The organism is Hymenobacter translucens, assembly GCF_020685205.1.
GTDB classification, from domain to species: domain Bacteria; phylum Bacteroidota; class Bacteroidia; order Cytophagales; family Hymenobacteraceae; genus Hymenobacter; species Hymenobacter translucens.
In genome coordinates, this window is sequence record NZ_JAJERB010000002.1 from 556529 (window position 1) to 569002 (window position 12474).

Genomic DNA, 12474 nt, shown 5'->3' on the forward strand with positions numbered 1-12474 from the left:
CCGCAGACGCGATAGGGCGGGGGTAGTCCTATATGTGGTTTTCGTAATAAAATTTCATAGCCTTACGGGCGTTCCGCCCACAACCTGCCGGGCCTCCCGGCAGTACGCACAGGGCGACGCGCGTCGACTCCTACTTACTCCGTACCGAATGCATTCATCTGCTTTTCTTCGTTTGCTTCCTTCCGTGGCTGTGGCCCTGCTGCTCAGCGGCTGCTACTCCCGCGAAGACATGAATGCCGGCGGCGAAGCCACCCGGCCCGAAACCGAAGAGACCACAGCCCCGGCTCCGAACGATTCCAAACCGGCCCCAACCACGGCAGAAGCCCCGGAGCAAGGCAGTGCCGCCGGGCCCCTGGCCCAGGCCAGCATCTTTCTGGAAGTTTCCGGCTCGATGGAAGGCTTTATGCCCAAAGCCAGCGGGGCGGAAAATACCCGGTTTCAGCAGCACGCGGCCCAGTTTCTGTCGGACCTCAACCGCAGCACCGCCGTGCAGCGCAAAAGCTATTTCCGCATCAAGGAAAAGCCTTACGCCGACTCGTATCAGCAGCTTTCCCAGACGGTGCGCAGCGGTATTCAGCAGCCGGCCAGCAGTACCGACATTCCTTCAGTGCTCGATACGCTCGTGAGCCGCTACTACGCGCCCAACTCGGTAAGCGTGCTGATTTCCGACTTTATCTACTCGCCGAAAAACGCCGGGGCTATTCCCTACATCAGCACCGACGTCACGGACGCTTTGAACCGGGCCGGCCGGTCGGACCTGGCCGTGTCGGTATATGGGTACACCTCCGACTTCCGGGGCGCGTTTTACCCGGCCTTGAAAACGGCCGTCAAAAAAATCAACCCGTGCTGCGACACCGACATTCCCTACTACTTCTGGGTGGTGGGGCCAGCCGACGCCGTGCGGCGGTTTGATGCGCTGCTGCTGGAGCGGCAGCCGGCGCAGCAGGCCCATTTCGGGGTGAAGTACCCGACCCCGGCTTCGTCCCTGCTCAACCGGTTCCAGAACGTAGGCTCGTGGTACTACGGCGAAAAGGACGCCAGCAAGCGCACCGCCGGGGCTTCGTACCATACCGTGGCCGTCAGCAAAGTGTCGGCCCAGGAACCGGTGGAGTTTGTGGTGGGGCTTGATCTGAAGACCCTGCCGGCCCTGTACCGCGACGTGAACTACCTGAAGCCCAACCTACAGCTGCAGGCCCAGGATACCGACGCGAAGATTGTGAGCGTATTTGCCGCCACCGACCAGACGAAAAACAGCAGCGGGGCCGAAAATCTGTACACGCATTTCGTGAAAGTGCGCGTTACCCGGCTCGGCAAGGCGGCCCGGCCCCTGCAGCTGACGCTAAACGACCAGCGCCCGGGCTGGATCGGGCAGTGGACCACCAAGAATGACAGCAACATCAACCAGGCCGGCGCCAAAACCTTTGCCCTGAGCAGCCTGCTCGACGGCGTGGCGGCCGTCACGACCGGTGAGCAGGAGCAGGCCCCGGTTTTCCGGATTCCGCTCACCCTGCAGCCCGCCGATTAAGGATAACGCAACCCGCCGAACCCGCGTAACGACGCCCTAAAGGCACGTTTCTTGCGGCCCCGCCCACCTTCGACTTTCCACCGACCCGCGAAGCATCCGCTTTCGCGCCATTTCCTGACCCATGAAAGGCTTCTTCCGCTTTCTCTACGAGCTGATTGGCTCGCCCCAGCCCCCCTCCGAAACGCCCGTGTACCGGGAGGTGATTTTCCCGAATGTGGGTTTGCTTACCCTGGGTTTGTCCCTGGCGCTGGTGCTGATTTTCTACTACCTGATCAACCGCGCCATGGGCGTCGCCACGTTCAACAAGGTGCGGCACTGGGTGATTTTCCTGGTTATCAGCGCGGTGCTGTCCTTTCTGATCGGTATCTGGCAGGCTAACTCCCAGGCCGTGGCTTCTCACTCCTACATCTACTGGATGTCGACCTGGAACGCCATCCTCGGCATGGTCTGGTTTTTTCTGTTCTCCATCATTCTCAAGCGCGGCTCCACCAACGCCAGCACGACTCCTTTTTAGGGGCTCGGGGTCCTGGGTGCTTAGGGTCTTAGCTGATGTTCTGATGACTGGCAAGAATCATTATTGTCAGCGACTAACGTCCAAGACCCCAAAACCCGGAAAAATCCAAGACCCCAGGTTCCCAAGATCTTAAGAACCCAATTCCATGGCTAAACTCTTTTTATTCGGCATTGGCGGCACGGGCTCCCGCGTGATTCGCTCCCTGACCATGCTGCTGGCTTCGGGCGTGAAGCTCGCCAACTGCGACCGGGTGGTGCCCATCATCATCGACCCTGACGCCCACAACGGCGACATGAACCGCACAGTGGACATGCTGAAAAGCTACCAGCAGATCTACCAGCGCCTGGGCAAGCGGGAAGACGGCTTCTTCCAGACCGACATCAGCACCCTGAGCAGCATCTCGGCCGATACCAACGGGGGCGTGAAGGACACGTTCGTGTTCGATTTCGGTGGCATCAACCAAAGCTTCCGGCAGTACCTGAGCTACGACCAGCTTTCGGTCGACTCCAAGGGCCTCGTGGAGCTGCTCTTCACCCAGGACAACCTGGAAAGCCCGCTGACCATCGGCTTCCGCGGCTCGCCCAACGTGGGCAGCATCGTGCTGAACAAAGTGGTGGAGTCGCCGGAAATCCGGTTTTTCGCCGACAACTTCCAGGCCGGGGACCGGGTGTTTTTCGTGTCGAGCATCTTCGGCGGCACCGGCGCGGCCGGCTTCCCGCTTTTGCTCAAAAACCTCAAGGACCCGAACACCCGCCTCAGCAACGCCCGTTACCTGCGCGACGCCCTGACGGGGGCCGTGACGGTGATGCCCTACTTCGCGCTGCAGAGCGAGGACAACTCGGTTATCGACTCGAACTCCTTTCTAACCAAGACCAAGGCCGCGCTCAGCTACTACGAGCACAACCTGCAGGGCCTTGACGCGCTGTACTACCTGGCCGACACGCCCGACACGCCCTACGAAAACCAGCCCGGCGGCACCGCTCAGCGCAACAAGGCCCACCTGATCGAGCTGCTGGCCGCGCTGAGCATCGTGGACTTCATGCAGTACTCCGAGTCGGAGCTGCGCAACGGCGGGCCCCACTTCCACGAGTACGGGCTGGGCGTGGACTCGCAGGAGCTGAACTTCAGCCATATGCCCGACGAAAGCCGGGAGCTGATTGCCAAGCACCTCACCCAGCTGCTGTACTTCACCCGCTACCACAAGCAGCACCTGCCCACCGACAAGGCGCCCTACCACGACAACCTGAACCTGGACCACGCCCTGCGCAACGAGCCCATCTTCAAGGAGCTCAACAACTTCCTGCACAGCCCCGAGTACGGCGTGGACGAGTGGCTCAAGGAGCTAAGCCAGAACCGCCGCTCCTTCCGCCCCTTCGACCTGACCACCGACGACTTCAACGCCATGATTGCGGGCAAGCCGGTGGAAAAGAAGTGGAACGACTTCTTCAACAAGGGCCTCAGCCAGAACTATTTTCTCAATCAGCTTAACGACGCCGCCAAGTCCATTCAGGAGCCCGACGCCTTCAAAAAGCTCGTCGCCCTGTTCGACAGCGTGACCGACAAGGCCTTTGAGGAAAAGGTGAAAGTGGTGTAGGAAACCGTTAACCTAGAACGTCATGCTGAGCTTGTCGAAGCATCTCTACCGCTTCGTTGCAATCAAGCTTCAACCTCAATGATGGATGCTAGCGAATACAAGCGTCGGAAGCAGCAAGACAATGTTCTCCACTTCTCCGCGCTCAATGCCACCCGTACGCTTCTCATAAAAGCTGAGCACTTCGATTTGGTGCGGCACATTGACGAAGCTATTGCAGCTGGTGAAATCGATAAGCCAAGTCAGCATCACAATCCCGGCGCATACACCAGCTTCTACCGCGTAGGTCTGGCTAGCAACAACATTGAGGTTATCATTGAGATGCTCATCGATCTAGAAGCCGGTGCAGTTGATAAGGATGGCCAAACAACTGCGCTGGCTTCGTTTTACGCGTCATTGCTGGATGAATGGCATGACTTGCTTCTTCAACGAATCGGTAGAGATGCTTCGGCACGCTCAGCATGACGTTCTTTTCCTGAAATCCTTTCCCTGCTCTCCCGCCGTCCTTTCCTTTTGCGGGTTAGATTAACAAAGACAAACTCCCGACAATGCCCAAAGTCCTTCGTCTTCATAACAACGGCTCCCAGCAGGTGCAGGGCTGGCAGAAAACTGCCCCTATCACCAGCACCGAAATCAACACCGTCACCGACCCCACCGGTGGGCGGGCCAAGAACGTGGCAGTGAGCATCCCGACGCCGTTTGCGCGGATGCACCTGTTCGAAACGGCCTTCGACTTCCTGGCCCGGGAAGGGCAGCGCAACCCCGGCTCGGTGTACCACGAGCTGGTGTCGCACTTCTGGGATTTGTTTGAAATCCTCTACAACTACAACCTCTACACCCAGGCGGGCCGCAAAATCACGCTGCGCCGCTGGAATGCCGAGACAGAGCTGCGGAAGATGCGGTCCGACGAAGGCACCCGCCTGCTGGGCGAAACGCTGCAGCTGTTTTTGCAGGACGAGCGGTTCCGTGACTTCTCCGACATGTACCTCGTGTTCTACGAGTCGCCCGAGCTGCCCGGTGGGCCCCAGCTGCTGGGCGGCACCTCCCCGCTGACGCTGCTGTTCACGGCTCCGGCCGTGAAAACGCTGGAATTGGAGCGCGCCCAGGCCAAGGGCCGTTACTTCGACAACCAAGTGGTGCTGCTCGAAGACCGTTCCCCGGCTTTCCGCGACTTCATGTACGAGCTATTCCTTGCGTATCCGCAGCTGCAGCGCCGCGAGTTTGCCGGCAGCGTATTTGCCGGCCTCGACCGCGCCCGTATCAACCAGATGCAGATGCAGGGTGAGCACACGGCTCAGCAGTTTGCCGCCAAGTATCCGGCCCTGAGTGACTTCCAGGGCAACCTGGTCAGCGTAAAGCACGTGCCTCTGCCCGGCCGGGCCGACCAGTCGGCGGTGATGAGCTCCGACCTGTTCATTGCCCCGACGCGGAGCGAAAGCAACGGCCGGCCCCGTCCACTGGTGCTGCGTCCCAACCTGACCATGCAGGGCGCCAACTACCTCAACGGCCAGCCCTGGGACGACCGCACCACGGTGCCCTACGCCGACGAGCTGACGCTAGAAAACCGCGTGCTGCCCGGCAAAGGCTTTAAATACCCTTACCTCACCGTAGGCGACTTCCTGGAAGATGCCCTGGTCGAGCTGCCGTATGAGCTGAACACGCAGCGTTTTCACACCGGAAAGGTAACGTTCCAGTACGGCGCTGATACGCAGGGCCGGGCCCGGTTTCCGTATCTGCTGCCCTTGCGGCAGGCCTTCTTCGAGTACTTCACCGAGCACGACCTCGCCGAGCTGGTCACCTTTACCATCGACCTGAACCACGTGCGGGTGCTGGTGCGGATTCCGGTGCAGGCCGGGCGCTTTATCACCTTTGAGCGCAGCTACTACCAGAACCCCCAGAACCCCAAGGACGCCCAGGGCCGCGAGATTCCGGAGAAGGGCCGCATCGTAAAGGCCAACATCGGCCTGGGCGTGTTTCCGTTCTACAAGATGCGCCAGCAGCCCGAGTACAACGACTTCTACAAAGTCATGCTCGTGGACGCCGACAACAGCCCCACCATGCTGCAGCGCCGCTACGACCTGAACTTTTTCGTGGGCGGGGAGCGGCTCACCGACCAGGGCGCAGCCCGCAAGGCCACCAAGTTTGAGCGGACGCAGAAAAGCGTAGCCACGGCCGGCAGCACCTACTACGAAATCACCGGTACCCACTTCGACCTGGCCGAGCTGACCTGCCCGCCGGCTTTCCACGGCGCGCCCCCGGCCCGGGGCCTGATCGTGCCGCGCTGGCGGGAGCTGGACCGGGGTACCCGGCGCTTCACCTTCGCCGTCGACTTTGGCACCAGCAACACCCACGTGGCCTACGCCAACGGTCCGGCCGCTCACCCCGTTCCCTTCACCATTGGCGAGGCCGATCTGCAGGTTGAGCTGCTCAACGCGCCCCTGCCCGACACCGGCTACTCGGCGTTTCAGCGCTACATGCGCGGCCCGGGTCAGCTGATCGACGTGCCCCTGATTCAGAACCGGGAGTTTATTCCGAGCATCATCGGGGAACAGCAGTCGGTGTATGAGTTTCCGATCCGGACGGCGGTGTGCGAGACCAACTCCTACGCCAACGAGCCGAGCAAAGTGCTCAGCAACATCAACATTGGCTTCAGCATTAACACCGAAACCGGGCAGCCGCCCCAGAACCGCTTCGTGACCAACCTGAAGTGGAGCGCCGAGCTGGACCCCCAGGGCGTAAACCGCATTGCGGCCTTCTTCAAGGAGATTCTGCTGTTGATGAAGCACAAGGCGGCCATGCAGGGCGGGGTGCTCGAAGACACCCGCGTGGTGTGGTTTGCTCCGCTGAGCTTCGACATGTTCCTGCGCAACCAGTTTCAGCAGGTCTGGGACGAAGCCTTCCAGCAGGTGTTCCGGGCCCGCCGACCCACTCAGTGCATTTCGGAGTCGGTGGCCCCGTACTACTACCTCACGGCTACCAACCAGGTGGTGCCCAACCGCGACGAGAACGTCATCAACATTGACATCGGCGGCGGCACCACCGACCTGCTGATCTTCGCCGACCAGAAGCCTTCGTTCAGCTCCTCGTTCCGCTTTGCCGGCGACGACCTGTGGGGCGACGGCTACGCCCGCGTGCAGGGCGCGCCCAAGCAGAACGGCCTGCTCCGCCTCGGCGTGCAGTATGTGGAAAGCCTGCCCGACTCCGAGGAAAACCAGGAGTACAAAGGCTACCTGCGCGCGGCCCTACAGAACCCCGACTTCGGCTCGGCTGATGTAACCAGCCTGCTGTTCACCTACAACGAGGCACTACGCTTTACGCAAAGCCTGGGCCTGGGCAAGGGGCGGCAGCTACGGGTGCTGTTCTACCTGCACTACACCGCCATTGTGTACCACGTGGCCCAGCTCGTGCAGCACCTCGGCCTGAAGCCCCCGCGCTACCTGTGCTTCTCGGGCAAGGGCAGCCTGTACCTGCGTCTGCTCAGCGGCGGCGCCAGCATGGCCGCCATTGAGAAGATCAGCAAAGCCGTATTCAAGGCCGCTTCGGGGCAGGAGGCGCCGCACAACTTCCGCGTGATTCTGGCCGATAACCCCAAGGAAGCCACCACCAACGGCGGCGTGCTGTTCGAGGAAAGCGCCACCAGCGCCGCCGACTTCGACCAGATCCGGACAGTAAAGCTCAACGGCGCTATGGAAGGGCAGGACATTGACGCAGCCCGCCTGAAAATGCCCCAGGTGGACGCCGACCTCAAACAGAGCGTCATCGACAACACCCGCCGCTTCCTCGACATCGTGCTCGACAGCGACGACGTGGCCCCGCTGATGCGCGAAGTCGGCGTCGACATCGACCGGACCCGGGTCAAGGAGTTTCTGCTCCGCGAAATCGAGGACAGCCTCAGCCTGGGTCTGCACCAGATTGGCCGCAACCTGAGTCAGGGCGAAACGCTGCCCGAAACCCTGTTCTTCTACCCGCTCAAGCAGGCCCTCTATAACCTGAGCCGGGAGTTGATTTCCAACGGGTAGAGAGAAAATGCGGGGTGAACTGATTTGAATCGTTTCACCCCGCATTTTCTCTCTATTACCGGTATGATGCTAATGAGGATAATCCCGCGCGTTTTACTTCTGTTGACAGTTTTGCCCTTAGGCTCATGCTTCTGGGGGTCGGAATGGGACGAGAAAGAAATAGTTGGTAACTATTGGGCAACGACGATTAGTGGAGGAAGAAAGTATTACCTGTACTATGACAATGAGGGTGAACTTAGTACTCCTTTGATTCAAGCTCAAGTTACTGAGACAGGCCACAATGACCGAGTGATAATTGTTAAATCATGCACTGAGTACTACATACTTCCCATTAGGAGTATCCAGTACAGACAACCACTTAAAGGGGAGTACCACAACGTCCATGAAGAGATTCGGAAGAAAGTTCTGGGCCCTTTCAACAGAGCGACATTTTACCAAACCCTGACCGCTATGGGCGAAGACTCTCTGATGAGCTTCGATCAAGAAATAGCCGACTGCCAATAGCCGAAGTATTGCATGCTGAAACTCCTGCCCATGAATCGTTTTTCCCTTTCCGGTGCCTTGCTGTTTGCCGGCCTGCTGCTTTCCGTCACTTTCGCCTCGGCCCAGACCACGCCCGGCCAGCCCACGCTCGATGAGCAAAAGGCCCAGATCTGGTGTGCTACGGTTCGGTTTATCTACGACGAAGCGGGCAAGTCTGACCTGAAAAACTCCGTCCGCTGCGGAGGCTCGCTCAAGGAATTCGAAAGCAGCATCAAAGCGGATAGTCAGAAGGTGTATAGCCTGCTGTATGCGCCGCTGGAAGCCCGGGGAACGATGTACAGCGGACTGGGCTCGGATAAGTCCAGGCTGCAGAAGCTGGCGACGGAAATTATCAACAAGCTGAAATCCTCGCCCTCCCGCCGCAAGGACCCGGCCCGGATGCAGGGCGTGCAGGACCTTGACGCCCAGCTGAAAGGCTACGTTGAAAACGGCACTCCACCCACCGACGTTGGCGCCAGCCTGGCCGCGGCGCAGACCCCGCAGCTGGATACGACGGCAACCGATGAGGAAATGGCCGCCACTGAAACAGCCGGCACCGACCCCGTTGACAATTCCTATGCGGCAACCAGCCGCAGCGCAGGAAGTGGTGAAAGCATGATGAGCAAGCTGTTCGCGCCCATTGCCCTGATTCTGTCCCTGCTGAGCCTGTTTCTGTATGTGCTGCTGCGCCGTAGCATCAGCGCCCTCGGCAGCCGTGCCGACCGGCACCGCAGTGAGCTGGAATCGGTGAAAGCTACGGCCGGAGGCTTTGGCGGTGGGGGAGGAGGAGTTGCTGCCGGCCTGACGCCAGACGTGCAGCGCGAGATTGAGCGAATCGTGCAGCAGCGCGTGGCCGCGGAGGTAGCCCGCCTGCAGTCGGGCAACGCCGGACAAAGCCAGCACCAGCCCCGGAAAGAAGGACAGTCGAACAAGCAGCAGCGTCAGCAGCAGAATGCCCCGCGTCCGGCCCCGGCCGCTGCCCCGCCAGCGGCGGCTCCTGCAGCGGCAGAGGCTCCCACCAGCTACGCTCCCCCCGCCCCGATGCGGGAAACCGAGCCCGCCCCTGCCGCTATGCCCCTGGGCTCCCCCGCCACCGAAAACCGCGACGAGTTCGATAGCCTGATTCCGCCCGTCCAGCTGCCGGCTACGGATTGGTCGGCCGCAACGGCTCCCGTGCAGCCAGCCGCCGCGCCGGCTCCGCCCGCCAATCAGCGGTTCTATGTGAAAGTGCCCGTGAACGGGGGATTCAGCGAATACGACCTGCAGGACCAGCCCCAGCACGATAGCATCTACGAAATCACCCTCGACCCCCAGCGCCCCGGCCGGGCGTCGTTCCGAATCACGTCGAACACCGCTGTCCACGCCTACGCCATTCAGAGCGCCCAGTACTCGCTGCGTGATGCCTGCCAGTACCAGCAGCCCACCGGCCCCGTTTCGCGCATCGTCACCGACAAGGACGGCGTGCTGAACAAGGCCAACGGCGCCTGGCAGGTCGAGCAGAAAGCCGCCATTCACTTCGAGTAGCCTTTGTGGCTATTAGCTGATGGCTTGTAGCGGTTAGCTTAATCCTTTGTCTGCGAAGGACCTTCTCACGTTAGAGCGACATTGAAGACAATGGCTCGTTTTAACCTGATAAGGTCCTTCCTTTGTCAGGATAACAGAACATCGAGAACCCATCCGTGAGAACTCCGGACCAGTCACTTCCTGAAAAACGGGAGCTGGTTTTCTAGCAGTAGCTTTACCCCGATGCTTGAAATTATACTCGAAATAGTCGTTGTCCTGATTGTGGTGGGGCTGCAGATCCGTGTGTTTCTGCAAACCCGTAGCAACGCGCAGCGGCTGGGTCAGCTGTACCCGGCCAAAAATGCGTTGCGGGTAGAGCGGCGCATGGTGCTGCCCGACGGTACCGATCTGCCCGAATATGCCGCCAACGCCCCGGACGGCTCGTTCGTGGTCGATATCATCAAGGCGGAAAAAGTATCCGAAGACTTCCGGGAAATTCTGGTCGACACCAACGACTACCTGCGGCACAACAAAGGCGCCGCGTCCGACTTCGGCATTCTGAAAGACATTTCGGAGCGACAGTCCCAGGTGCTTGACACGGCCGTGCAGGCCAACGTGGCGACGCCGCTGTACCTGGGCTTGCTGGGTACGTTTATGGGCGTGATTCTGGGCCTGGTGGGCATCGCCCGCAACGGGGTGTCGGATGAAGATGCGCTGACGCCCTTCCTGACCGGCGTGCTCATTGCCATGACCGGCTCCTTCGTGGGTTTACTGCTCACGATGCTCGGCAACAGCGAAGTCCGCAAAGCCCGGCAGCGGCTCGAGCAGCTCAAAAACGCCTACTACACCTTCCTGCAGGCCCGCCTGCTGCCGGTGCTGCACAACGACATGGCCAACAGCCTGTCGACGCTGAAGGGCGTGCTCGATGCCTTCAACCAGGATTTCATCGGCAAGGTCACCGTATTCGAGCCCATCATCGGCACGCTCACCGAGAACGTGAAGGTGCAGCGCGACTTCCTGACCCGGCTCAACGAAATCGGGTTCGACCAGATGGCCAGCGCCAACGTGGCCGTGTTTGAGAAGGTCAGTCAGTCGGCCGAGCTGTTTGCGCAGTTTATGGGCTACCAGCAGCGGCTCAACCAGATGCTGGAAGATGGCACCGCCACCGCCCGGGCCGTGAGCAGCATTCTGGACCGGCTGGTCGGCTTCGAGCGGGGCATCAACAACGTAGGCCAGTACATCGGGCAGCACGACAATGTTATCCAGCACCAGCTCGACTTTTTCCAGCGCCACCAGCAGGAGATGAGCAACCTCGCGGCCCGCACCGAGCAGTACTTCGACCAGGCCGCCGGCCGCCTCACCGACCTGATGCAGCAGCGCCTGAGCTACCACGAGCGCGACGCCCAGCAGGCCTACGAGAAGTGGGGGCAGTATTTCCAGAAGCTCAACGAGGACAACGTGTTTGAGCGCATCACCCGCTACCTGGAGCCGTTCCAGAACCTGAATGCCCAGCAGGAGGCCCTGGGCCGCGACGTGACGGCCACCCAGCGGGAGCTTTTGCGCAAAGTCGAGCTGGACTCCCAGATTCAGGCCAAGCTGCTCGCCGAGCTGTCGAACCTGAACACGGTGCTGGTGAAAGCCACGTCGAAAAACCGGTTTCAGCGGTTTATGGACAAGCTGTTTGGCGGCGTACAGCCCCAGTAGCCAGTAGCGCGAACTTTGTAGTTCGCCTACCAGAACGTCATGCTGAGCTTGTCGAAGCATCTCTACCGCTTCGTCACAATGGAACTGCTTTCCAATGTTTGAGAATCAAAGCCATATCATTGCCAGGATACTAAATTCTGAAGTTGTGCTTCAGCACTTTGGCTATTGGCCGGATTTTGATGATGCCGAAGTGAATAAGGTCATTTTCGAAGCGCATTATTGCCGAAGAAGCATTTGTAATGAGCCTCACCTCAACGAAGCGGTAGAGATGCTTCGACTTTGCTCAGCATGACGTTCCATTTACAACAACATCAGCACGCGAGATTCCTCGACTTCGCTCGGAATGACCGGCCGATAGTATAAGAGTTATTATGAACGACACCACCACGAACAACCGCTCTTCCAACGACTTCTTCTGGCCCAGCTACGTGGACCTGATGACGTCCTTGTTCGTGGTGATGCTGGTCTTGTTCGTGTATAGCTTCAAGCTGTTCAAGGACCGGGAAAACGACCTGAAAAAGGCCAACGGGGAGCTCAAGGCCAAGGCCGAGGAGCTGGAGCAGATTACCAAGATCCGCCGCTCCCTGCAGCGCCTCGAAGGCCGGTACTTTAAGTACGACCCCGGCCTGGAGCGGCACGAGCTGCTGGTGCCGGTACAGTTCAAGGCCGGGCGCGACGAAATCCAGGATGCCTATAAGCCCGCCCTGCTCCAGGCCGGGCAGACGCTCCGCTCAGTGCTCAAAACTATTCGGACCGAGCAGCCCGTGCGCTACCTCGTGATTGTGGAAGGTATGGCCGCCCGCTACGCCGGCAACGACCCGCGCAACCGCGCCGAAGAGCAGCTCACCTACCAGCTCAGCTACCGCCGGGCCCTGAATCTTCTCAACTTCTGGAAGCAGAACGGCCTTGATTTCAGCCAGGACTCCGGCATCGAGCTGATTATCGGGGGCAGCGGCTTTTTCGGCACCGGGCGCTACCGTGGGGCCCGCGAAGGCCAGAACAAGCGGTTCCTGATTCAGGTTATCCCCAAAATCGGGCGGATTACCAGTCGGTAAGTCGTTGTCAGTTGTTCGTTGTTAGTTGTCCGGTTATTCTG

The 12474-nt window shown here is 60.0% G+C and carries 8 protein-coding genes; all 8 read left to right on the top strand.

Annotation, left to right across the window (positions count from 1 at the left end; genetic code table 11):
- The first annotated feature begins 148 nt into the window (after positions 1-148).
- The 8 genes from LJY25_RS06085 (at position 149) to LJY25_RS06120 (ending at position 12433) form a co-directional block, all read left to right on the top strand.
- Complete coding sequence (locus LJY25_RS06085; RefSeq protein ID WP_227607348.1) at positions 149-1525, top strand: hypothetical protein; 1377 nt, start codon at positions 149-151, stop codon at positions 1523-1525.
- A gap of 121 nt (positions 1526-1646) precedes the next feature.
- Positions 1647-2039, top strand: coding sequence for a hypothetical protein (locus tag LJY25_RS06090; protein ID WP_227607349.1), 393 nt, complete (start codon positions 1647-1649; stop codon positions 2037-2039).
- 145 nt (positions 2040-2184) lie between these two features.
- On the top strand, positions 2185-3633 hold the full coding sequence (locus tag LJY25_RS06095) for a hypothetical protein (RefSeq protein ID WP_227607350.1): 1449 nt from the start codon (positions 2185-2187) through the stop codon (positions 3631-3633).
- Between the two features lie 78 nt (positions 3634-3711).
- Positions 3712-4095, top strand: coding sequence for a hypothetical protein (locus LJY25_RS06100; RefSeq protein WP_227607351.1), 384 nt, complete (start codon positions 3712-3714; stop codon positions 4093-4095).
- 83 nt (positions 4096-4178) lie between these two features.
- Entirely contained in the window at positions 4179-7649 is a 3471-nt protein-coding gene (locus LJY25_RS06105) for a hypothetical protein (RefSeq protein WP_227607352.1), read from the top strand.
- A 534-nt stretch (positions 7650-8183) separates the two neighbouring features.
- On the top strand, positions 8184-9695 hold the full coding sequence (locus LJY25_RS06110) for a hypothetical protein (protein ID WP_227607353.1): 1512 nt from the start codon (positions 8184-8186) through the stop codon (positions 9693-9695).
- A 222-nt stretch (positions 9696-9917) separates the two neighbouring features.
- A complete protein-coding gene (locus LJY25_RS06115; RefSeq protein WP_227607354.1) occupies positions 9918-11378 on the top strand; it encodes a hypothetical protein in 1461 nt (486 codons plus the stop codon).
- Between the two features lie 371 nt (positions 11379-11749).
- Positions 11750-12433: a hypothetical protein gene (locus tag LJY25_RS06120; protein ID WP_227607355.1), complete on the top strand. Its 684-nt coding sequence runs from the start codon at positions 11750-11752 to the stop codon at positions 12431-12433.
- Positions 12434-12474 lie beyond the last annotated feature (41 nt).